Source organism: Actinoplanes sp. NPDC051411 (genome assembly GCF_040682075.1).
In the GTDB taxonomy this organism is placed as follows: domain Bacteria; phylum Actinomycetota; class Actinomycetes; order Mycobacteriales; family Micromonosporaceae; genus Actinoplanes.
Genome location: NZ_JBFBAD010000065.1, coordinates 1 through 22,333, shown reverse-complemented (window position 1 = coordinate 22,333; position 22,333 = coordinate 1). Strand labels below are relative to the sequence as shown.

The 22,333-nt window shown below is 71.7% G+C and carries 21 protein-coding genes; 7 read left to right on the top strand and 14 right to left on the bottom strand.

Going from position 1 to position 22,333, the window contains the following annotated elements; all coding sequences use genetic code 11:
* Positions 1 to 2: 2 nt before the first annotated feature.
* Both AB0M88_RS31215 and AB0M88_RS31210 read right to left on the bottom strand, forming a co-directional pair.
* Entirely contained in the window at positions 3 to 1,313 is a 1,311-nt protein-coding gene (locus tag AB0M88_RS31215) for a YcaO-like family protein (RefSeq protein ID WP_364108599.1), read from the bottom strand.
* Between the two features lie 135 nt (positions 1,314 to 1,448).
* Complete coding sequence (locus AB0M88_RS31210) at positions 1,449 to 2,180, bottom strand: TetR family transcriptional regulator (RefSeq protein WP_364108597.1); 732 nt, start codon at positions 2,178 to 2,180, stop codon at positions 1,449 to 1,451.
* Between the two features lie 34 nt (positions 2,181 to 2,214).
* On the opposite strand from AB0M88_RS31210, the gene AB0M88_RS31205 reads away from it, so the two are divergent.
* Positions 2,215 to 3,033: an alpha/beta hydrolase gene (locus AB0M88_RS31205; RefSeq protein WP_364108595.1), complete on the top strand. Its 819-nt coding sequence runs from the start codon at positions 2,215 to 2,217 to the stop codon at positions 3,031 to 3,033.
* A gap of 37 nt (positions 3,034 to 3,070) precedes the next feature.
* Here the strand turns inward: AB0M88_RS31205 and AB0M88_RS31200 are convergent, their stop codons facing one another.
* The 5 genes from AB0M88_RS31200 to AB0M88_RS31180 form a co-directional block, all read right to left on the bottom strand.
* Positions 3,071 to 5,284, bottom strand: a complete 2,214-nt coding sequence (locus AB0M88_RS31200; RefSeq protein WP_364108593.1) for a carbohydrate-binding protein — start codon at positions 5,282 to 5,284, stop codon at positions 3,071 to 3,073.
* Between the two features lie 84 nt (positions 5,285 to 5,368).
* Positions 5,369 to 5,686, bottom strand: coding sequence for a PLDc N-terminal domain-containing protein (locus AB0M88_RS31195; RefSeq protein WP_364108591.1), 318 nt, complete (start codon positions 5,684 to 5,686; stop codon positions 5,369 to 5,371).
* Positions 5,687 to 5,740: 54 nt separating this feature from the next.
* Entirely contained in the window at positions 5,741 to 6,775 is a 1,035-nt protein-coding gene (locus tag AB0M88_RS31190) for an ABC transporter substrate-binding protein (protein ID WP_364108589.1), read from the bottom strand.
* Positions 6,768 to 7,613: an ABC transporter permease gene (locus AB0M88_RS31185; protein WP_364108586.1), complete on the bottom strand. Its 846-nt coding sequence runs from the start codon at positions 7,611 to 7,613 to the stop codon at positions 6,768 to 6,770. Before AB0M88_RS31185 ends, AB0M88_RS31190 begins: the two co-directional genes overlap by 8 nt.
* Positions 7,603 to 8,400 (bottom strand): ABC transporter ATP-binding protein, encoded by a 798-nt coding sequence (locus tag AB0M88_RS31180; protein ID WP_364108584.1) that lies wholly within the window; start codon positions 8,398 to 8,400, stop codon positions 7,603 to 7,605. The genes AB0M88_RS31185 and AB0M88_RS31180 overlap by 11 nt, the downstream gene beginning before the upstream one ends.
* A gap of 169 nt (positions 8,401 to 8,569) precedes the next feature.
* On the opposite strand from AB0M88_RS31180, the gene AB0M88_RS31175 reads away from it, so the two are divergent.
* Positions 8,570 to 10,156: a sensor histidine kinase gene (locus tag AB0M88_RS31175; protein WP_364108582.1), complete on the top strand. Its 1,587-nt coding sequence runs from the start codon at positions 8,570 to 8,572 to the stop codon at positions 10,154 to 10,156.
* Positions 10,153 to 10,812: a response regulator gene (locus AB0M88_RS31170; RefSeq protein WP_364108580.1), complete on the top strand. Its 660-nt coding sequence runs from the start codon at positions 10,153 to 10,155 to the stop codon at positions 10,810 to 10,812. Before AB0M88_RS31175 ends, AB0M88_RS31170 begins: the two co-directional genes overlap by 4 nt.
* Before the next feature lie 24 nt (positions 10,813 to 10,836).
* Here AB0M88_RS31170 and AB0M88_RS31165 read toward each other — a convergent pair whose 3' ends face one another.
* Complete coding sequence (locus AB0M88_RS31165; protein WP_364108578.1) at positions 10,837 to 11,628, bottom strand: SGNH/GDSL hydrolase family protein; 792 nt, start codon at positions 11,626 to 11,628, stop codon at positions 10,837 to 10,839.
* Positions 11,629 to 11,819: 191 nt separating this feature from the next.
* Between AB0M88_RS31165 and AB0M88_RS31160 the strand changes: the two genes are divergently transcribed.
* Positions 11,820 to 12,215, top strand: coding sequence for a hypothetical protein (locus AB0M88_RS31160; RefSeq protein ID WP_364108576.1), 396 nt, complete (start codon positions 11,820 to 11,822; stop codon positions 12,213 to 12,215).
* Here AB0M88_RS31160 and AB0M88_RS31155 read toward each other — a convergent pair.
* Genes AB0M88_RS31155 through AB0M88_RS31140 form a run of 4 tightly spaced genes read right to left on the bottom strand, consistent with a single transcriptional unit; the run spans position 12,205 to position 15,792 of the window.
* Positions 12,205 to 12,471, bottom strand: coding sequence for a DUF6510 family protein (locus tag AB0M88_RS31155; RefSeq protein WP_364108574.1), 267 nt, complete (start codon positions 12,469 to 12,471; stop codon positions 12,205 to 12,207). The genes AB0M88_RS31160 and AB0M88_RS31155 overlap by 11 nt on opposite strands.
* A complete protein-coding gene (locus tag AB0M88_RS31150; RefSeq protein WP_364108572.1) occupies positions 12,468 to 13,223 on the bottom strand; it encodes a ferredoxin reductase in 756 nt (251 codons plus the stop codon). The genes AB0M88_RS31155 and AB0M88_RS31150 overlap by 4 nt, the downstream gene beginning before the upstream one ends.
* Positions 13,193 to 13,792: a sulfite oxidase-like oxidoreductase gene (locus AB0M88_RS31145; protein WP_364108570.1), complete on the bottom strand. Its 600-nt coding sequence runs from the start codon at positions 13,790 to 13,792 to the stop codon at positions 13,193 to 13,195. The genes AB0M88_RS31150 and AB0M88_RS31145 overlap by 31 nt, the downstream gene beginning before the upstream one ends.
* 32 nt (positions 13,793 to 13,824) lie before the next feature.
* Positions 13,825 to 15,792, bottom strand: coding sequence for a S8 family serine peptidase (locus AB0M88_RS31140; protein ID WP_364108568.1), 1,968 nt, complete (start codon positions 15,790 to 15,792; stop codon positions 13,825 to 13,827).
* Positions 15,793 to 15,920: 128 nt separating this feature from the next.
* Here AB0M88_RS31140 and AB0M88_RS31135 point away from each other — a divergent pair, with 128 nt between their 5' ends.
* Positions 15,921 to 16,673, top strand: coding sequence for a hypothetical protein (locus tag AB0M88_RS31135; protein WP_364108566.1), 753 nt, complete (start codon positions 15,921 to 15,923; stop codon positions 16,671 to 16,673).
* 115 nt (positions 16,674 to 16,788) lie between these two features.
* Here AB0M88_RS31135 and AB0M88_RS31130 read toward each other — a convergent pair whose 3' ends face one another.
* Together AB0M88_RS31130 and AB0M88_RS31125 are read right to left on the bottom strand one after the other, a co-directional pair.
* Positions 16,789 to 18,714: a S8 family peptidase gene (locus AB0M88_RS31130; RefSeq protein WP_364108563.1), complete on the bottom strand. Its 1,926-nt coding sequence runs from the start codon at positions 18,712 to 18,714 to the stop codon at positions 16,789 to 16,791.
* An 87-nt stretch (positions 18,715 to 18,801) separates the two neighbouring features.
* Positions 18,802 to 20,502, bottom strand: a complete 1,701-nt coding sequence (locus AB0M88_RS31125) for a S8 family serine peptidase (protein ID WP_364108561.1) — start codon at positions 20,500 to 20,502, stop codon at positions 18,802 to 18,804.
* Between the two features lie 197 nt (positions 20,503 to 20,699).
* On the opposite strand from AB0M88_RS31125, the gene AB0M88_RS31120 reads away from it, so the two are divergent.
* Positions 20,700 to 21,461, top strand: coding sequence for a hypothetical protein (locus tag AB0M88_RS31120; protein WP_364108559.1), 762 nt, complete (start codon positions 20,700 to 20,702; stop codon positions 21,459 to 21,461).
* Positions 21,462 to 21,604: 143 nt separating this feature from the next.
* Positions 21,605 to 22,294: a hypothetical protein gene (locus tag AB0M88_RS31115; RefSeq protein ID WP_364108556.1), complete on the top strand. Its 690-nt coding sequence runs from the start codon at positions 21,605 to 21,607 to the stop codon at positions 22,292 to 22,294.
* Positions 22,295 to 22,333 lie beyond the last annotated feature (39 nt).

Genomic DNA, 22,333 nt, shown 5'->3' with positions numbered 1-22,333 from the left:
CATCAGGCGAACGGCTGCGGCCACGCGTTGAGCTCGGCCTCGGCCCGGGCCGGGTGGCCCATCCGGACCGGTGCCTCGTAGAGCCGCGGGTGCCCGAGGAAACGGGCCCGGTGGTGGAAGGTCAGCGGCTGCAGCCCGGGGACGATCGCCCGCACCACGGTCATGCCGACCCGCAGCGCCTCGTCGGTGGTCAGGTCGACGACGTACGCGGCCATCCCGCAGGCCGCCAGCCGGTCGCGGACCAGGCGGAGGTCGGCGGTCGAGTCGCCGGTCGACAGCGCCGGCATCTCGGACAGCCGGCGCCGGGCCGGGGAGTCGAGGAGGAAGTCGAACGCCGACGCCCGCTCGGGGACGCACATGTAGGTCGCGCCGTCCGACACGTCGGTGAACGACTCCACGTCCTCGGTCGACGGCTCGTCGTCGTGCAGCGCGATGCGGACCGACACCAGCTCGCAGATCGCCTTGGCGGCCGCGGTCTGCGGGTCGAGGCTGGTCGCGCAGGAGACCACGGTGCGCAGGCGCGGGTGGTCGGGCGCGACCGAGACGCCGTACACCGTCGGGACGCCGACGTCGGTGGTGGCGTCGAAGAGCCGGATCGTCATGTCGCGGTCGGCGCTCGCGTCGAGGAATCTCCGCAGGTGCGGGCCGACCTCGTCGAGCTCGATCCGCGGCAGGGGGAGCCGGTGCAGCCAGGTGAGGCTGATCGCGTCCCGTTCGATCACCTCGCACAGCGCGCTGCACACCGCCACCGCCGGATCGGGGTGGGCGGCCGATCCGGTGGAGATCGGGTTGGTGATGCGTTCCGCGTCCTGCGACGGGAAGTGGATGTAGACCAGCGACGCCGGCACCCAGGCGGGCCGGCCGGTGTGCATGTCGAGGCCCCGGATCCACCGGATCGGCGCCGTCCGGTCGGGCGGCACGACGGGGCATGCGGGATCGGCCAGCTCGGCCGGCGAGCAGCGGGGCAGGGTGTCCAGGTCGAGCGCTTCGGCACCGAGTTCATCGGCGGTCGCCCAGCGGAACTGGCGTTCGTCGTACACGCAGTTCGCGTAGCGTTCCAGCGATTCGGCGACCGCGACGATCTCGGCCCGTTCCGGGTCGAGTCCGGTTCCGGCGCCGTCGAGCGAGCCGAGGCACTCGGGCCCGCACTGGTCGGCCAGCACGGTCGAAACATCGCCGAGGGCGGCCGAGAAGACGGCGAGTTGCGGGCTCGACGGCTCGACCGGCAACCGCATCACGTCGTCGATCAGGCCGCCCAGCGGGGACACAAGGTCTTGGAGCCGGGGCACTGCCCCGGTGGTAACCGCACTCATTTTCCGCGCGCTCTTTCGTTGCGTAGCCCGTTGATCTCGCGGACGGGGGAGAGCGTCCGGCGAAGCCGGTGGGGATCCCGGCGCGACCACTACTTTCGCGGGATATTCCCCAGTTCGCCGGGGTTTGCGGAAATTTCAGGCTGGTAAGATTCTCGACCCCTGTTCGGGTGACGCGGCGGCCGCGATCAGTCGAACGACATCGGCCAGCCCGGCGCGCGGGGCGTCGGTCCAGTCGGCCGTCGCGCTCACCGCAAGGGCGGCCGACCTCGGGTAGCGGTCGGCGAAATCGGGGATCAGGTGCCGGGTCGCCGACGCCCGGGCACACCACTGTTCGGCGTCGGCCGGCGTCAGATCGCGATAGGCGGCGGCGGTCTCGGCGGTCGCCCGGACGGTGGCGTAGAGCGTCGTGACCACCGGAGCGGGGGCCGGCAGCGGGGCCAGGATCGCGAGAAGGCGTTCCATCCAGTCCTGCTCGTTCGGCCCCTGGGTGTGCCGGGCCCAGCCCCGCGAGAGCAGCCACGGGTGGGTCAGGTGCAGGTCGAAGAAGGCGTTCGCCCAGGCGAGCAGGTCGTCGGCGAGCGCCGGGCCGGGATCGTCCCACGACGGCAGGGCGGAGGCGTGGTCCTGCATCAGGGCGAGCAGGTTCTCCTTCGAGCCGACATAGGCGTACAGGGCCATCGGGGTCTTGCCGAAGCGGGCCGCCACGGCCCGGGTCGAGACCGCCGCCAGGCCGCCGGCGTCGGCCAGGGCGATCGCCGCCGCGAGGATCTCGTCGAGATCGAGGGTGCCCTGGGGGCCCCGGCGCGGGGCGGGGACGGTCGTGCCGCGGTGCCGCCAGAGTCGCCGGACGTGGAGGTCCTGTGTCATAGTGCTTACAGTGTATATGGTTTTAGGAGGAGCAATGGCGACGGCACGCCTGCACGACGGCTCGACCATCGAAGTGACCGTCCGAGGGGACGGTCCGGCGATCCTGCTGCCGGTGCGCACGACCCTGATCGAGGGCGAGGCGGCCGAGCAGATGCGGGCCTGGGGTGCCGAGCCCAACGCCGGCCACGACCTCGCCGCCGGCCTGACCGGCCACCGGGTGATCACCGCCGACTACGAGGGCCACCGGGCGGCCCACCCGGCGGCCGCGACGCTGACCGCCGAGGCGGTGGCGCACGATCTGCTGGCGATCGCCGACGCGGCCGGGGCCGCCCGGTTCGACTACTACGGCTACTCGTGGCTCGCGCTGGCCGGGCTGCAACTCGCGATCCGCACCGACCGGCTGACCGGGCTCGCGATGGGCGGCTACCCGCCGCTCGGCGGCCCCTACGACGCGATGCTCGCCGTCACGCGCTCGGCCCACCGGCAGGCCCTGGAAAATCAGGCCGATCCGCCGGCGCCGAAAGAGGTCGTGCCCGGCGACTGGGATTCGGCCGAGCTGACCGCGACCCCGGAGCAGACCGGACAATACGTGACGCTCTACGAGTCGCTGCAGGGCTTCGACGAGTCAGCAGTGGAGCTGACGATCCCGCGGCTCGCCTTCGCCGGCGCCGACGACGTGATCGAGTACGGCGCGAGATGGGACCACGCCCGGGTCGAGATCGGGCCCGCGCTGGCCCGCAACCAGGACGAGCTCGAGCGGAAAGGGTGGATCGTCCGCATCATCGACAACGCCGACCACATGAGCGCGATGCACGCGCCGGTCGTCCGGGAATGGCTGAGGGGCCGCCGCTGAACCGCGACGACCCCCCAGCGACCTACCGGGTGAGAATTCAGGAAAGCTGGAGATAGTCCAGGTTGAAGCCACCGGTCTCGCAGTAGACGGTGACCAGTTGGTCGCCGGCCGCCAGCGTGACCGGTACGTGCACCGAGACGTACTTCGTCCAGTCCCCGGTGTCCGGCACCGAGGCGGTGGCCAGCTTGGTGCCGGCCGCGTCGCGGAACGAGATCGCGTCCGGTGCGGCCGCGCCGGAGCCGTTGGCGACCCGCAGTTCCAGGTCGTAGGTGCCGGCGGTGGCGACGTCGACGCGGTACTGGAGCCAGTTGCCGGTCGCGGTCCAGCCGACGTCCGCCCCGCCCGAGGCACCGCTCGACTCGACGAAGTTGGCGCCGCCGTCGGTCCAGCCGTTCTCGCCGACGTACGACTCGGCCTCGACGCGCGTGCCGATCGGGGCGCCGTGCGGGGCCACCGTCAGGTGCACGGTGGTCGTGGCGCGGGCGGCGCCGTCGGTGGCGTAGAAGGTCAGCGTCTGGTCGCCGGCCTTGGCCGGGTTGACCGTCACCACGCCGGTCCGGGCGTCGACGGTCACGCCCGCGGGCAGGTCGGTCGCGTAGAAGGCGAGCCGGTCCCGATCGCGGTCGGACGCCTTGAGCTGGAACTTCGTGGTCACGTACTGGTCGGCCGTCACCGGCGTCAGAGGCGCCAGAACCGGTGCGTGGTTGCGGTGGGTGCTCGGGACGTCGGCCTTCCAGCGGTACGTCGCGTACGCGTTCGCGGGCACCTCGACCACGAAGGTCTGGTCACCGAGCACGACCCGTACGGAAGAAGGGGTGGTGTTGTCGTTGCCCAGAATCGCGGTGAAGTCGTCGCCGTCGCGGTAGACGACGTTGCTCACGCCACCGGACGCGGCACTCGACTCGACCCGCGTGTCCGACGGGGTCAGGTACTTCGAGAACTGGCCGAGCGTGTACAGCTCGTCGCGTACGGAAAAGGTTCTGGTCTCGGTGTCGGTGGTGACCAGCCGGTCGGTCCAGTGGTCGTTGGCCGCCACCTGGTCCCAGTCGACGTTGTTGTCGCGGTCGCCGGTCCAGTGCAGGGTGCCGCCGTTCTGGTCGGTGTTCTGCGCCCACAGCACGTAGGAGCTGGCGTCGTACCGGAAGTACTGCATCACCGTCGACGGCGACAGGTCGCTCGTCTCGGTCATCTGGATCGGCTTGTGGTACTGGTTGTACGCGTCCCGCATGACCGACGGGTCACCCCAGTACGGGTGGAAGGCGATCGAGTCGGCGGCCGCCGCGGTCGCCGGGTTCTGCATGATCCGCCAGTACTCCTTGGTCTCGGTGGAGTCCGGGTTCTTCCAGTCGTAGAAGTTGAAGTCGTGCACCCAGAGCTGGGTCTTCAGCCCGGCGGCGTGGAACGCCTTCTTGATCGCGATCGCCAGCTTCTGCTGCTGGTCGACGCTGATGTCCATGGCCGGATAGACGACGTCGATGCCGGGTTCGTTGAGCAGCGTGATCGCGTCGAGGTTCACGCCGAGGTGCCGGTACGCGCTCACGTACTTGGCGTAGTAGCGGGCGAACACGTCGATCATGTCGTCGCGCAGCTTGCCGACCTGGTAGTAGGTGGTGGTGCTGCCCGGGATGAGGGCGACCTGGCCGGTGAACTGGTTGTTGGTCTTCATCCAGGCGGGCGCGCTCCACGCCGAGGCGAAGAACATCGCGTGCGGGTTGTACTTCTGGATCAGCTTGACCATGTCGACGATGTGCAGGTCGAGGTCGCGCTGGATGGAGAAGTACTTCAGCGTCGGGTCGGACGTGACGCCGGGCGGCAGGTCGTCCTCGGACCAGAACGGCAGGTGCTCGATCAGGTCGGGGCTGCCGATGGTGAGCCGGAAGCGGTCGAAGCCGGCGCCCGTCTTCGGGTCGACCAGCAGCTTGACCGCCTTCTCGCGCTCGGCCGGGGTCAGCTTCCAGTAGTTGGAGACGGCGGTCTCGTCGATCGAGAAGCCCATGCCGTTGTACCGCTGGCGCAGCTGGGACGGGTCGACCACGACGGTGGAGGTGGCCGGCCGGCCGGTGTCGTCGCCGACGTGGGTCGTCGGCAGCGGGACCCAGGCGGCGGCCGCGCCGGTCGAGTAGGTGCCGGTGACCTTGGCGCCGTGTGAACGGTCATGTCCGTATCCGCCGGCCGAGGCCGGTTGTGCCGCCGCGAGCACCAATGCCGTCGCCGAGGCGGCGGCGAGCAACGCGGTCGTGGATCGCTTCACGAGTGGCCCTCCCACGAGATAGATCAAGCCCTATCGCGTCGGAGTTTATTCACCACTTTAACTAATGCGCAACGACCTGGAAATCTAGTCGCCGTCGACCCGCCGGAGGTTCGCGGCGAGGCCGGCGATGAACGCGGCGTCGTCCTCGGGCCCGAACGGCCGCATCGACCGGCGCCGCTCGACCCCGTGCCGCCGGACCGGCCGCGGCGGGGCGGGGGACAGGGGCTTGCCGAGGAGGATCCAGGCGAACGCGCCGACCGGCGACGCCAGCAGGATCAGGAAGATCCAGGCCGCCCGGGGCAACGACCGGATCCCCCTCTCCGGTGCCGACAGGCAGTCGACCAGGGCGACGACCATCAGCGAGACGTGCAGCAGCAGGACGATCGTCAGGAAGCGGGCCATGGGAGAAAATGCTGGCCGCTCCCGGTGGCCCGCTCCGGTTCCGCATCGGTGCGCTTACGGTGCGACCTTCTCCACGTACGCCGTGGTGTAGGTCTTCGCCAGGTCGATCTGACCCTTCTTGCCCTGCACGTTGGGGGAGAACTGGCCGAGCACCTGCAGCACGTTCTGCGCGCCCTCGGGCTTCATCCGGCCGTCGGCGTTGAACATGCCGATCGTGTCGTGCACCGCCTTGGCGTACAGCTGGGGGTTGCCGCCGTTGTAGTCGGCCGGCATCTTGGCCGCGACCTCGTCGGCGCTGTGCCCCTTGATCCAGCGGAGCGTCTTGACGAACGCGTTCGCGAGCTTCTGCACCTGTGCCGGGTGGGCCTGCACCCAGGCGCAGTCCATGTAGAGCGAGCTGGCCGGATAGAGCCCGCCGAGCGCCGCCTTGGTGCCCTGTTCGGTACGCATGTCCAGAAGTACCTTGCCCTTGCCCGTGCTCACCAGCTGGGCCGCGGTCGGGTCGGTGGTCATCCCGGCGTCGATGCCGCCGTTGTCGAGCTCGGCGATGAACGTCGCACCGGCCCCGGCCTTGACGGTCGTGTAGTCGGCCTTGGTCAGCCCGCCCTTGGTGGCGAGATATTGGGTGAGGAAGTCGGTCGACGAGCCGGGGCTGGTCACGCCCATCTTCCGGCCCTTGAAGTCGGCCGGTCCCTTGATCGTGGCCGCCTTCGACGCGGCGACCATCTCGACCTCACCCGGCACATCGGCCAGTTGCACCACGCTGGTGATGCACTTGCCCTTGGTCTGCAGGTCGATGGTGTGGTCGTAGAAGCCGACCACGCCCTGCACGTCGCCCGAGATCAGCACGTTCTCCGCGGTCGCGCCGGACGGCTCGGTGAGCAGCTGCACGTTCAGGCCCTCGGCCTTGAACCCGCCGAGCTGCTCGGTCAGCTTGGCCGGCAGGTAGATCACCTTGTCGATGCCGCCGACCATGATCTTGACGGTCTCGTTCGAGGCGGCCCCGGACTTGGCGTCGTCGGGGCTGGTGCCGCGGCAGCCGGCCAGCGCCACCAGCAGGACGCCCGCGACCGCGAGGAGCTTACGCATTGGTGGTCCCTTCGTTCCGCACCGGCGGACGCCAGCGGAGGAGACGGTTCTCGAGGAGGGTGATCAACCACTCGGCCAGCAGCGCGACGACCGTGACCACGAGCATCGCGGCGTAGATGCCGGCCGCGTCGAACGTGCCCTGCGCGTTGGAGATCAGCAGGCCGAGGCCCTTGTCGGCGCCGGCGTACTCGCCGACCACCGCGCCGATCAGCGCGAACCCGAACGCCGCGTGCAGCGACGCGAAGATCCACGAGGTCGCGCTGGGCACGATGATCGAAGTCAGCACCTGCACGCGCGAGGCGCCCAGCACGCGCGCGTTGTCGACCAGGTTGCGGTCGACCTCCCGGGCGCCCTGGAACGCGTTGAAGAAGACCGCGAAGAAGACGAGCACGACCGCGGTCGCGACCTTCGAGGTCAGGCCGAGCCCGAACCAGATGATGAACAGCGACGCGAGCACGATGCGGGGCACCGCGTTGGCCGCCTTGATGAACGGCGCCGCGACCTCGGCCGCGAACCGGGCCCGGCCGAGCAGGATGCCCAGCACGACCCCGAGCACCGAGCCGACCAGGAAGCCGAGCACGGCCTCCTCGAGCGTCACGGACAGCTGGGTCCAGATCGACCCGAACGCGGTGCCCTTGGTGAACCAGCCGACGAGCCGGTCCCAGATCGCCGACGGCTTGGAGTAGAAGAACGGGTCGATCCAGTGGGTCGCCGTGATCTCCCAGCTGCCCAGCCAGACCACGACCAGCAACAGGCGAACCGACCAGAGGCGGGTTTTCCGGTTCCGCTTCGGCCTGATCAGCTCGATCTCCGGAGCGGCGACTGCTTCAGCCTGCATGAGCGGCCTCCCGGCGGGCCACGGCGACCTCCTCGCGGAGGCTCTCCCACACCTCCCGGTACGCGGCGACGAAGGCCGGCGTCATCCGGATCTCCTCGACGTCGCGCGGCCGGGGCAGCGGAACGTCGAAGACCGCCTTGACGGTGGCCGGTGACGCGGTCATCACGACCACCCGGTCGGCCAGCGCGATCGCCTCCTCGAGGTCGTGGGTCACGAACACGACCGCCGCGCCGGTGCCCGCCCACAACCGCAGCAACTCGTCCTGCATCAGTGCCCGGGTCTGCACGTCGAGCGCGCTGAACGGCTCGTCCATGAGCAGGATCCGGGGCTCGTTGACCAGGGTCTGGGCCAGCGAGACCCGCTTGCGCATGCCGCCCGAGAGCTGGTGCGGGTAGTAGTCGGCGAACGCGGCCAGGCCGACCTTGCCGGTCCAGTTCGCCGCGCGCTCCCGGGCCTCGGCCTTCGACAACCCGCGCCAGCGGGGACCGGCCGCTATGTTGTCGGCCACCGAGCGCCAGGGCAGGATCGCGTCGGTCTGGAACATGTAGCCGACGCCGGGCGGGATGCCCCGGACCGGCTCGCCGTCCACCTCGACCTCGCCCGACGACGCCGGCTCGAGGCCGGAGACCAGCGACAGGGTGGTCGACTTGCCGCAGCCGGTCGGCCCGACCACGGCCACGAACTCGCCGGCCTCGACGGTGAAGGTGAGATCCCGGACGGCGGTGTGCGGCCGGCCGCCGGCGCCCGGGAAGCGTTTGGTGGCGTTGCGCAACGCGATCACGGTCATCGCAAGCGGCTCCCATCGCGTTTCGTGGATGTTTCGTGCCAGCGACCGTAGGAAGGCCGGCCGGGTCCGCGATATCCATTCCGGCGTTGTGGCCGCAGTCCGCGTTGAGTGCGTATTGCGCGTTCTGCTCACCGGGTTCGATGGCCCGGTGCGGCACTACGCTGCGGTCATGTCACGCCGGCCGATCCCGTTCGCCTGGCAGGTCCTGGGCCTGCAGGTAGGCCTGCTCGTGGTGGTCTTCGGCCTCGGCTGCGGGCTGATCGGATGGCTCTTCGACCAGGAACTGACCGACCAGTACGGCATTCGCGCCCTGGCCGTCGCGCACACCCTCGCCTCCGATCCGGCGATCGCCGCCGCGGCCGCCGCCGAGGATCCACAGGGCATCCTGCCGGCGCGCGCCGAGCGGATCCGGGTGGCCAGCGGGGCGCTCTTCGTGGTCATCACCGACCGGCACGGCCTGCGCCTCGCCCACCCGACCCCGGAACTGCTGCACGAGCGGGTCAGCACCGACCCGAGCGCCGTCCTCAACGGACACGACACGATCAACGTCGAACACGGCACGCTGGGCCTGTCGGCCCGCGGCAAGACCCCGCTGCGCGAGGCGGACGGCACGATCGTCGGCGAGGTCTCGGTGGGTTTCAAGATCGACGAAATCCGGACGTACGTGTGGAAGCAGCTCGGACTGGCCGCCCTGGCCGCGGGTTGCGCGCTGCTGCTCGGAATCGCCGGCTCGGCGCTGCTCAGCCGGCGGCTGAAGCGGCTCACCCTGGGGCTCGAACCGCGCGAACTGGGTGAGCTGGTGCAGGAGCGCGAGGCGGTGCTGCACGGCATCAGCGAGGGCGTGCTCGCGGTCGACGCGGCCGGCCGGGTGTCGGTCTGCAACTCGGAGGCGGCCCGGCTGCTCGGCGTCGACCCGCGACCCGGCTCACCGGTGAGCGGGCTCGGCCTGCCGCCCGGACTGCACTCGATCCTGGAACACGGCGAGGCCGACAACGTGATCACGGTGGCCGGCGACCGGGTCCTGGTCGTCAACTACCGCGCGGTCCGGCGCGACGGGCGCGACCTCGGTGGCGTGCTGACGCTGCGGGACCGCACCGACCTGGAGAACATCACCCGCGAACTGGAGTCGGTGCGGACGCTCAGCAACGCGCTGCGGGCGTCGCGGCACGAGTTCGCCAACCGGCTGCACGTGCTCTCCGGGCTGCTTCAGAACGACCACCGCGACGAGGCGCTGGAATATCTGCACGCGGTGGCCGGCGGGCAGGTGGCCGCGGGCGGGGCGGCCGACCAGCTCGACGACCCGTACCTGCAGGCGTTCGTGGCCGCCAAGACGGCCGAGGCGGCCGAGCGGGATGTGCGGCTCACCCTCGCCGACACCAGCTGGGTCGGCACCCGGGTGAGCGCGCCGGTCGAGGTCACCACGGTGCTCGGCATCCTGGTCGACAACGCGCTCGAGGCGGCCCGGCACGGCGCCCGCCGACCGGCCTGGGTCGAGCTGGCGCTGCTGTCCGACGCCGACGCGCTGCACGTCTCGGTGGCCGACTCGGGCGACGGGGTCGGCGAGGGCGTCCGCGAGGAGATCTTCACCGCCGGGGTGAGCACCCGCGACGAGCCGGGCCGCGGCCTCGGGCTCGCGCTGGCCCGGCAGGCGGCCCGCAAACTGGGCGGCGACGTGCGGCTGACCGCCGGGCGGGGCGACGGCCACGGCGCGGTCTTCGAGGCCTCGCTGCCGCACGCGCTGGCGGCGGTCCCGTGATCCGGGTTCTGGTGGTGGAGGACGACTTCCGGGTCGCCCAGGTGCACGTCGACTTCACCCGCCGGGTCGAGGGCTTCACCGTCGTGGGCACCGCGCGTACGGCCGCCGGCTGCCGGGAGTTCCTGGCCCGGCACGCGGTCGACCTGGTGCTGCTCGACAGCTACCTGCCCGACGAGCCCGGCCTCGACCTGCTGCGCGACCTGACGGTCGACGCGATGATGCTGACCGCGGCCGCGGACGCCGCCTCGGTGCGCGCGGCGTACGCCCGGGGCGCGCTCAACTACCTGGTCAAGCCGTTCACGGCCGAGCAGTTGGCGGCCCGGCTGGCCGCCTATCGCCGTTACCGGGGTGCGCTGGCCGCCGACCGGCCGCTCGCCCAGGACGAGATCGACCGGGGGTGGCGGCTGCTGCACGACGGCGACCGGCCGGCCGCCCCGAAGGGACAGTCGGCCGTCACCGTGCGGCTGGTCAGCGAGGCCCTGCGGCACTCGGGTGGCCCGCGGACCGCCGCCGAGATCGCCGACGAGCTCGGCATCTCGCGGGCGACCGCGCAGCGCTACCTGGCCGCCCTGGCTCGCGAGGGCGCGGCCGAGATGCGGCTGCGCTACGGCACCACCGGCCGCCCCGAGCACCGTTACCGCTGGCTCGCCTTCTAGACCGTGCCTTCTAGACCGTGCTGTCTAAACCGCGGCGTTCAGAGCGGGCAGGTAGCCGTTCTTGTAGCCGGTCTGGTTGGGGTGGAAGGAATTGGTCGGAGGCAGGATCGTGAGGTTGTTGAGGTACGGGCTCGACGAGCAGATGCCGTGCCCGGCGAACGTGCCCTGCACCTCGGCGAACGTGAAGCCGGCCCGCTGGGCGGCGGCCTTCACCACGGTGTCGAGGGCGACCGCGCCGGCGTCGAGCACCTTCCGCTTGGCCAGGCTCATGCCGCCGAGGCCGCACGACGACTTCGCCGTGTCGAACAGTTGCGGGTAGTCGAGCACGACGACCTCGGCCCCGGGCGCCTTGCTCGTGATCGCGGCGTACGTGGCGTCGAGCTTGGCCGGCAACTCCTGGCTGATGTCGTTCTCGGCCGCGGCGACCGTGGCCGCGCAGGCGGCGTCGCTCGACACCTCGCAGGACAGGACGGTCGGGGCGAACCCGGCGTCGTTGCCGCCGATGGTGATCGTGATCAGGTCGGCGCCGCTGGAGAGCGCGGGCACCTGGGTCGAGAGGACGTCGTCGGTGATGGCGCCGCTGCAGGCCAGGTTGGTGAACGAGCGGGGGGAGTTGGCGGCCGCCCACAACCCGGGATAGCCGTTGGGACTGCGCAGACACGAACCGGTCTGTCCGGGCGCGCCGACGCCCGACGAATAGGAGTCGCCGAGCGCGACGTAGTCGACGCTCGAGGCTGCGGCGGCCGGCCCGGTGAGGAGGAGGGCGAACAGGGACGAGGTGGCGAGAGATCCGAGGACGAGGTGACGTCCGTTCATCGGTGGCCTCCGGTCCAGGTGGGGACGGGGAAGCCGAAGCGCTCCGGTAACCGCAAACTAGGTCAGGGCACCGGGAAAAGAACCGTCCTGACATTCCTGTTACGGAGGAGTAACATTCCGTAGCCGACTCTCACGGCGGGCACAGGCCGTATTCAGCGTGCCCACAGGTCACGCGACTAGCTTTGCCTCCCATGGAAGAGGAACGGGCACGTCGAGTCGTCGAGACGCTGCGCGGGCGCAACGTCTTCGCCCATGTCAAGCTGCCGCAGGCCGGCATCACCCAATACGGCATCCGCGTGGTGCTGCCGGACGGCCGCGAGGCGATCTGGGACAACGACGGCACCGCCGGGCTCGAGGCGCAGATCATGCGCAACGGCATCCTCGTCGGCTACGTCGCCTCGATCCCCGACTCGGAGAACTACGGCGACGGCCAGATCGTCGAGGCGATCGCCACCGCCGACTACGACCGGCCGGTCGGTCGCAGCCGGCCGTCCACCCCGCGCCTGCCGACCGGCCGGCCGCCTCAGACTCAGGGCCGGCCGGCGGCCACCCTGGCCCAGCGACTCAAGAGCACGTTCAAGGGTTGACGGGCACCGGCACCTCGAGGCGCACCGTGCCCCGCAGGTCGAGAAAGACCCGGCCCGGCGCCGAGACCAGGCGCAGCACCACGTCGTCGCAGTGCGGGCAGCGGCCGACCTGGCCCGGGGCCGGCCCCCACAACCGCAGCGTGGCGACCGCGTCGGCGTGACCGCACCCCGCGCAGGTGAAGCGGGCCGCGGTCACGTCGACCGCGAAGATCTCCCGCAGAGAACCGGCCATGGCGTTGCCGTCCAACTCGTTCACGACGTACCTCCGAACCGCTCGGTGCGGACGCGCTTGGGGTCATGGCCCAGCGCGACCAGGATGTCGGCCGCCGTCTCGACGAACGTCGTCGGGCCGCAGACGTAACAGTCGGGCTGGAAGTCGGCCGGCCAGCCGTACGTGTTGACCGTCGCCACGTCGATCCGCTTCGGTGGATCGGGCCAGCCGTCGGGCGTTTTGCGCGTGTAGACGTAGCGGACGTCGAGACCGTGCTCCTCGCGTACGCGTTTAGCCAACTCCTCGGCGTAACAGGCGTCCTCGGGCGTGCGCACCGAATAGATCAGCCGGAACGGCTGCTGGCCACGCGCCGCGCCGCGGGCGCGGATCATCGCCATCAGGGGCACCACGCCCGAGCCGCCGGCCAGCAGCAGCACCGGCGCGGTCTGCTTCTCGCGCCAGACGAACCAGCCGCCGACCGGGCCGCGCAGCTCGAGCTGGTCGCCGACCTCCAGCCCGTCGGTCAGGTAGGGCGAGACCTCGCCGTCCTCCAGCCGCTGGATCATCAGCTCGACCCGGTTCTGCGGATGGGGCCAGGCCGAGGCGATCGAATAGCTGCGCTGGGCGCGATAGCCGTCCTCGGCCGTCAGCCGGACGTCGATGTGCTGGCCCGCGGTGTGGCCCGGCCAGTCGGGCACGTCGAGAACCAGGGTGCGGGCGGTCGGCGTCTCCCAGCGCGCCTCGGTCAGCGTCGCCGCCCGCCAGATCAGTCGCCCTGATAACGCTGTTCGAGCCATGGGTCTCCATACATGTGGTAGCCGGCGGCTTCCCAGAAGCCCGGCTCGTCCTGATTCATCATCTGCATCCCGTTGACCCACTTCGCGGACTTCCAGAAGTAGAGGTGCGGGACGATCATGCGGGCCGGGCCGCCGTGCTCGGGGGCGAGGTCGTCGCCGTCGAACTTGTAGGTGATCCAGGCCTTGCCGTCGAGCAGGTCCTCGAGCGGGACGTTCGTGGTGTAGCCGCCGAAGCTGTGCACCATCGTGTAGTCGGCCGAGGTCTCGACGTCGGCCAGCAGCGTGTCGAGGGACACGCCGTGCCAGGTGGTGCCGAGCTTGGACCACTTGGTGACGCAGTGGATGTCGGTGCTGACGTCCTCGGACGGCAGCGCCTGGAACTCCTGCCAGTTCCAGGACTTCTGCTCACCGGTCTCGGTGGTGATCGTGAAGTGCCAGCGGTCGAGCGGGATCCGCGGCGTGGGCCCCGCGCTGAGCACCGGAAAATCGTGCGTCAGGTATTGCCCGGGCGGCAGACCGGGCACCGACTCACGGCGCCGGCCCCCGAACCCGCGGGAAATGATGGCCATGGGTGGTTATTCAACCCCATGGCCATGACGTTTCACAGCCGCACCGGCCCACTTGTGACCCCGGCGAAGGTGGCGCTGTTCGGAACGACGACGCGGTAGCTCTTCTTTGCGGTCAAACCGGTCACCGTGGTATGCGCGGCGGCTTTGAACGTCTTCGCGGTCACCCAGCGGGTGCCGTCCAGCCGCTGCACGGCGACGGTCTGCCGGTCGACGCCACCGAGCGCGACCGAGAGCGACTTGGAGCTCGCCCTGGTGACGGTCACCGCGGCCCGCATCTTGTAGTTGGCGCTCGCCGAGGCCGTCGCGATGGACAGGCGCACGCGGAACGGGGCGGTGGCGCGCCGGGCCCAGGTGACGACGCCCTGGTCGTCGGTGGTGACGCCGGTGCAGGTGAAGGCGCCGCCGTTGACCGCGACGCAGAGGTCGGCCGCGGTGCCGGCGACCGGCTCGCCGTTCCCGGTGACCCTGAAGGTCACGGTCGGGGTGGTGCCGTAGCGGATCAGGCGGGCGGTCGCGTTCGGCGTGATCACCGGGGTGACGGGGCCGGCGGTCGGCTCGACCGTCGGCTCGGTGGTGGGATCGGCGGTCGGGCCGGTGCCGGGATCAGTAGTCGGCTCGACCGTCGGCTCATTGGTCGGCTCATTGGTCGGCTCAGCGGTCGGCTCAGTGGTCGGCTCAGTGGTCGGCTCGGTGGTGGGATCCGCGGCCGGGTCGGCCGGGTCGGCCGGGTCGGCCGGGTCGGTCGCGGGCGGGGTCGCCGGGTCGCCGGCCGGCCCGGTCGCCGGGGGCGTCGCCGGGGTGATCGCGGCCAGCGCCGCGGCGGCGTCGATCCGGCCGTAGCCGTAGTCGTCGTCGCGGCCGGCCGGCCCGAGGTCGGTCGCCGAGGTCTCCAGGGCGCTCTCGACCTGGTCCGGCGACAGCGACGGGTCGGCCGAGCGGAGCAGCGCGGCCACCGCGGCCACGTGCGGGCTCGCCATCGAGGTGCCGGACATGATGGCGTAGCCGGTGCCGTTCAGCGCGACCGGGTAGGTGCTGAGGATCGAGCTTCCGGGCGCCGACACGTCGACGTAGCCGCCCGAGTTGGAATAGCCGGCGACCAGGTCGGTGGAGTCGGTCGCGGCGACCGCGATCACGCCCGGGTCGGCCGCCGGATAGCTGGTCGGGTTGCCCTTCTGCCGCTCGTTGCCGGCGGCGGCCACGACCACCACACCGCGGCTGCGGGCGTACGCGATCGCGCTGCTCACCGTCTCGTCGTCCTGGTCCGAGCCGAGCGACATGTTGATCACGTCGGCGCCGTGGTCGGCCGCGTACACGATGCCGTTGGCCGCGTCGGACGTGTAGCCGCCGCCGTCGGCCCGGAGCACCCGGACCGGCAGGATCTTGACGTCGGGCGCGATCGCGCTGATCCCGGCATCGTTGCCGGTGAGCGCGGCGATGACGCCGGCGACGTGGGTGCCGTGGCCGTTCGGGTCGATGTTGCCGCCCTCGGTCTGGCTCAGCTCGTCGTAGCCGGTGAGCACCTGGCCCGCCAGGTCGGGGTGGGACGCGTCCACGCCGGTGTCGACGACCGCCACGACCGCGCCCGAGCCGGTCGACCGGTTCCAGGCCTCGGTCCCGTCGATGCGGGTGAGGTCCCACTGACGCGAGCGCAGCGGATCGGCCCCGGACGACGCCTCAAACGCGTGGATCGGGCGGTCGACCTGCACGCCGAGCGCGTTCTTCGCCCGCTGGGCCCGCTCGACCAGGCTCACGGCGCCGGCCGGGTCGGTGGCGGTGCGGACGGTCGCGACCGGGCGTCCGTGGTCGAGGACCGTGCTGACGACGCGTACGGGATGGGCGCGCGACACCGTCGCCGGCAGCAAGGATGCCGGGGTCTGCCGGAGACCGAAGGTCGACGGTTGCCAGGACGGATGTGTGCCCGGCAGCGCGAGCGCCGCGCCGCCCGCGACGGTGCCCACCGCCAGCGCGCCCAGAATGTATTTACGCAGATGTTTCCCCATGACCGGCCTCCCCAGAACGTGTCGGTCTGAACATTCGGGCGCGCCGGTTCCGGGAGCGGTTGGCGGCCGGGTGCGGGCCGGTTGCCGTTTTACTGCTATATGTCCCTGTTCGATGCGACGATGAGGCCATGGGCGAAGGCGACGGCGTCTACTACTCCGGCTCCGCGTACTCCGGCTCGCGCTCCCCGGCCCGCTCCGGCAACCGGCGCTCGGTCGCGCGCCGCCTCAAGAAGGCGGCGGTCGCGGTGGTCGGGCTGAGCGCGGTCGGCGGCGGCGCCTACTTCGGGGCCACGCTGCTCACCGGCAACCCGCCGGGCTACGTCTCGGGCGGCCCGGACGCGCTGGCGCCGGTCGCTCCCGCGCCCTCGCCGTCGGCTTCTCCCTCGCCGCCGCCGTCGCCGGGTCCCTCGCCGGGCCCGCAGGCCGGAACCAGGAACGGGGTCCGGCAGTCGGCGCGCCCCTCGCCGACCCCGTCGATCCCCGACGACGAGGTGGCGGCGGCCCAGGTCGGCCGCCTGCTGCAGGCTTCGCCGCGGCCGGCGGCGTCGGCGATGGCGATCGAGAGCGGTCCGGTCACGGTTTCCACCGAGACGGGTACGGACGGGAGCTCGATCCGGGTCGTCGCCGCCCGTTACGACATGACCGGCCGCTGGTCACCGCTGTCCACCGGGGACCCGGGGCAGGCCGTCGGGGACGCCCGCTGCACGGCCAAGCTGGCGGCGCTGCCCGGTGGCCCGGCCGAGGAGCGCCCGTCGATGCTGATGTGCTGGCGGATGAGTCCGCTCAAGAGCGTCGTCACGGTGGCGATCCGGCCCCGGGCCCGCCCGCTGGCCGGAGCCAGCGTCGACGTGCTCGACCGCAACTGGACGGCGATGGGCTGAGATCCCGCGGCCCATCGCCGTCCGGTGCAGCCGGTCGGCGGTGACGTCGATGCCGGGCGGTGACGTCGGCGCCGGTGGCGCCGGTGGTGCCGGTGGTGCCGGACCGAGTTGCCGTTCAGGCGGTGACGTTGGTGCTGGTCGCGCCGGACAGGGTGGCCGTGGCGGGCACGACCAGCCGATAGGCCCTGCCCGCGAGCAGGCCGGAGAAGGCGTGGGTCGCCGCGGCGCGGTACGTCGTCACCGGCAGCCAGCGGCCGCCGTCGAGACGCTGGAGCTGGACGGTCTGGCCGGCGGCACCCGCGACCGTGGCGGTCAGGGCGCCCGGACCGGTGCGGGTCAGGGTGGCCTGGGTGCGGACGGTGACCGTCGCGGCCGCCGAGGTGACGGCGACCGAGGTGCCGGTCTCGGCGACGGTCAGCTGGACCGTGGTCTTGCCGGTCGCCGGGAACGAGACCGGAACCAGGCCCGTCGCGGTGGTCTCGGCGGTCGTGCAGGTGGCGGCGGCGCCGGCCAGGGTCACGCAGACCTTGACCGGCTTCTCGGCCCACGGCTTGCCGCTCGCGGTGACCGTGAAGGTCACGGTCGCGGTGGTTCCGGCGACGACGGTCTGGGAGGCCGGCGTCAGCGTCACGACCGGACGGATCTTGGCGACGGGCTTGGTCGGGGCCGGCGTGACGGTCTTGGTCGGCGTCGGGGTGACGGTCCTGGTCGGGGTGGGCGTGGCGGTTTTGCTCGGCGCCGGGGAGGTGCTGGGCTCCTTCGTCGGAGCGGTGGCCGGCGAGGACGTCTTGACGCTCGGGCTGGGCGTTGCCGAGGACGTCGCCGGGGCGGGCGACAACGTGGCGGCCGCGGCCAGGGCGGCCGGGGCGTTGATGCGGCCGTAGCCGTAGTCGTTGTCACGGCCGGTCGTCCCCAGGTCGAGCGCGCTGGTCTCGATCGCCTTCTCGACCTGGTCCGGGCTCAGCGCCGGCCGGTACGCCTTGATCAGCGCGGCCAGCGCGGCCACGTGCGGGCTGGCCATCGACGTGCCCGACATCGAAGCGTAGTTGCCGAGCGAGACCGGGTAGGTGCTCTCGATGCCGACGCCGGGCGCCGCCACGTCGACATAGGAGCCCGCGTTGGAGAAGGACGCCACCTTGTCGTTCGCGTCGGTCGCGGCGACCGCGATCACGCCCGGGTCGGCGCCCGGCCAGGTCGTCGGGCTGCCGTCGCCGCGGTAGTTGCCGGCCGCCGCGACGACCACGACGCCCTTGCCGCGGGCGTACGAGATGGCGTTGGTGACCGCCGCGACCTGCGTGGTCGCGCCGAGCGACATGTTGATGACATTGGCGCCGTGGTCGGCGGCGTAGATGATGCCGGTCGCGGTGTCGGACATGTATCCCGTGCCGTCCGCGCCCAGCACCTTGATCGGAAGGATCCTGGTGTCCGGGGCGAGCGAGGCGACCCCGATCCCGTTGCCGGTCACCGCGGCGATCGTGCCGGCCACGTGCGTGCCGTGTCCGAACGGGTCGGTGCTGGTCCCGGCCTTGCCCGCGATCACGTCGTAGCCCGGGAGCACGTGCGAGGCCAGGTCGGGGTGAGAGGCGTCGACGCCGGAGTCGATGACCGCGACCGTGACGCCGGCGCCGGTCGACTTCGCCCAGGCGTCGCCGGCGCCGACCTTCGCGAGGTCCCACTGCTGGCCGCGGTAGGGATCGCTGCCGGTCGGCACGGCCGCCGCCGAGACGACTGCATCCAGCTCGACCCCGACCGCGCGCGACGCCGACTGGCCCTGCTTGACCAGCTTCGCCGCGGTGGACCGGTCGGTCGCCGTGTGCACCGAGACGACCGGGCGGCCCGCCTGGCCGAGTTTGGTGCTGACCACCCGCACCGGGTGCGCCGTCGAGACGGTCGCCGGTAGCAGCTGGGCCGGCGTCTCGTGCAGGCCGTAGGTGACCGGCTGCCAGGTCGGCGCGGTCGCGTGCAGGCCGAGCGCGGTGCCGCCGGCGACCGCGCCGAGGGCGAGGGCGCCGACGGCGTACCGGCGCAGGGGGTTCTTCATGCGGTTCCTCCCGTTGGGGTCGGGAAGAATGTCGGCCGCGGCTGAGAGTCGATCAGTGATTCCGGGGTTGCAGCTGTGGTGCAGCCGTCAGAGCTGCACCACGGCGCTCGTCGAGCCGGTCATCACCGGCGCGCTCGGGACCACGACCCGGTAGCGGCCGGCCGGCAGACCGGTGACGGCGTGGACCGCCTCGGCCGGGTAGGTGGTGGCGACGGTCCAGCGGGTACCGGACATGCGCTGCAGCTGCACGGTCTGGCCGACGGCGCCGGCCAGGCTCACGGTGAGCGTGCCGGGTGCGGTCGCCGCGAGGGTCACCCGGGAACCGACGACCACGGTCGCCGCCTGCGACGCCACCCGGTCGGAACTGTCGGTCGCGGTTGTGACGATCTTTACCGCGTACGTCTGGAGAGCCGTCTGCAGGACGGTGACCGTGCCCACCTCGGTGGTGGTGTCGTCGGTGCAGGTGAAGGCCGAGCCGGCCGGGGCGAGGCAGATCTGAACCGGCTGGAGGGCCCAGGGCTTGCCGAAGGCGGTGATCGTGAACGTCGTGGTCACGGCGTCGCCGAACGGGACCAGCCGGCGCAGATTCGCGGTCTTGATCGTCGGGCGCGCCTTGGCCTTCTTCGCCGGGTCCGGCGTCGTGGGGCTCGTCCCGGGCCCGCTGGGCGTCCCGGGCCCGCTGGGCGTTCCGGGGGCGCTGGGCAGATTGGGGATGGACGCGGCGAGGGCGAGCGCGGCGGCGGCGTCGACCCGGCCGTAGCCGTAGTCGTCGTCCCGGCCGGTCGCGCCGAAGTCCTGCGCCGAACGCTCCATGACCCTCTCGACTACGTCCGGGGTGAGCGTCGGGTCCTTGGCCATGATCAGCGCGGCGATCGCCGCGACGTGCGGGGCGGCCATCGAGGTGCCGCTCATCGCCTTGATCGTATTGTCCGGCCAGGTGCTGAGGATGTCGGTGCCGGGCGCGGCCAGGTCGACGAAGTCGCCGGCGGTCGAGAAATCGGCGATCCGGTCCTTCTGGTCGGTCGCGGCGACCCCGAGCACGCCGTCGGTGGCCGCCGGATAGCTGACCGGGTTGCCGGCCTTCCGGTCGTTGCCGGCCGCGGCGACCACCACGACACCCTTGCTCCGGGCGTACGCGACGGCGGTCGTGACGGCGTCGACCGGCGCGGCGGTCGAGAACGACATGTTGATGACCGCGGCGCCGTGGTCGGCCGCGTAGACGATGCCGTCGGCGACCGCCGACATGTAGCCGTTGCCGGCCGCGTCCATCACCCGGATCGGAAGGATCTTGGCGTCGGGCGCGATCGAGCTGATCCCGGCCCGGTTGCCGGTCAGCGCCGCGATCGTGCCGGCGACGTGGGTGCCGTGGCCGTTGGGGTCGGTGTCGGCGGTGCCGCCGTGGGCGATCGCGTCGTAGCCGGGGAGCACCTGGCCGGCGAGGTCGGGCTGGGTGGCGTCGACGCCGGTGTCGAGGACCGCGACGGTGACGCCGGCGCCGGTCGACTTCTGCCAGGCGGCGGAGGCGCGCAGCCGCTGAAGATCCCACTGGCGGGGTCGGTAGGGGTCGGAACCGCCGGGGACGCCGGACGCCGTGATCTTCGCGTCGACCTGGCCGCTGACGGCCTCGGCCGCCGTGCGCACGGTGATCACGGGGCGGCCGGTCCGGTCGAGAGTGGTGCTGACCAAGCGCACGGTCTCGTGCGTCTCGGTGGTGACGGCCAGGCTGCCGGCGACCAGGGCGGTGGCGGCGAGCAGGGTCGTGCCGTAGGTCCGCAGGGAGTGGCGCATCCTCGACTACCTTCCGTGGGCCTGTCTTTCGGGTCGAGGCTTAGATTCGGATGCGCCGAGCGTCAGTTGGGGCTTCCGGTGGTGCAGCCTTGTTGCAGCGTTTTGCCCTGTTTTATCCGATCGGGTGGGACCATGGGGGTCCGAGGCGCTCAGCCGCGACGGCTGGACGCCGCAGCCGATCGCGAGGGACGAAGACGATGAGCATCGCCGACGAGGACCGCTCCGGGACGAATCGTCGGGGGCCGCGCCGGAATCGGCTCGCCGTGGGTGCGGCCGCCGCGGTCGTCGTGCTGGGCGGTGGCGCCTACCTGATCACGCGGGCGGGCGAGGACCGGCATTCGACCGCGGCCGAGGACACGCGGGTTCTGGCCCCGCCGGTTTCCTCGGCCCCGTCCGCCACCTCGGGTGCTCGTTCGACCCCCGCGGCGACCTCCTCATCGACCCCATCGGCGCCGCGTGCAGCCACGCCTTCGCCCACCGCGCGAACCGCTGATCCGGCCGCTGATCCGGCCGCTGATCCGGCCGCTGATCCGGCCGCTGATCCGGCCAAGGTGCGTAAGCAGGTCGAGCAGGCGCGCGAGAAGGCGGCCAAGGACGGCATTCCCCTGCAGCGGCCCCTGCCCACCCCGACCGCGATGATCCATGACGCCGGCTCCTACGCCGAGGAGAGTCGTCCGCTGCCCGGCGGCGGGACGATGCGGATCATGTCGGCCCGGTACGACCTGAGCGATCAGCACGAGATGCTCTGGGCGGCCGACCGGGGACACCGGGTCGGCGACGCCCGCTGCACCCAGAAGTTCCACTTCAGCGAGACCGGCCGGGCCATGGTGCGGCCGACGATGCTGCTGTGCTGGCGTACGTCGGACGCACGCAGCGTCGTGGTGCTGACCGTCGCCAAGAAGCCGTCCGCCGCCGACAGTGCCGAGGCGATCGATCAGCAGTGGGCCAAACTCGGCTGACTCCGGAAGCTGTGTATCCCCTGACTAGATGAATGATTTACCCGGAATTGCCCGGGTAGACGGCAAGTATGGGGATTCGGGGGTTGCCCCGCTGTCCGTGCGGGGGCCTCCCGGCAACCGAGACCTGCGAAGGACAAGAGCACATGACTAACGCTGACCAAGAAGACGGCGGTTTTCCCTCGGGCTCGCCCCGCAGGCGGCGCGTGATCCTCGGCGCGACCGGGCTGGCGGCGGTTCTGGGCGTCGGCGCACTCCTCGCGACCGACCGGATGACCAGGGACCCGGGAACGACGACCGCCGGCCCGGCCCGGCCGGCGGCGCTCACCGCCCGCGCCTCGGTGTCCGCCTCCGTCCCACCTTCTGTGCCACCCTCCGGCGCGCCGTCCACTTCCGTTCCCGGCCCGGTCAAGTCTCCGGCCGCCGTTCCGAAGGCGGTGAAAGAGCGGGCGGACCAGGCCCGGACGGCCAACCAGCGGCTCGGCACCGAGGCACGCCACCCGCTGCCGTCGAGCACCAGCACGGTCGACCCGGGCAAGGTCACCGTCGAGCAGACCGGAACCGACACCGGCGGGCACATGCTCCGGGTCTCGTCGTCCCGGCAGGATCTGACCGGATACCGCGAGCTCGCCTGGGTGCGCGACGGCGAACCGTACGGCGACGCGACCTGCACCCAGACGATCACGGTCAGCCCGGACGTGCCGCCGCGCAAACGCCCGACGCTGCTGATCTGCTGGCGGACGAGCGCGGCGCGGAGTGTGTACACGATCGCCGTCGACTTCGCGCAGCATCCGTCGGCGGACCAGAGCGTACGTGCCCGCAGCTGGAGGAGATGATCGCCCGCCACTCCGGTCAGCCGGTCGACAAGGTCCGCA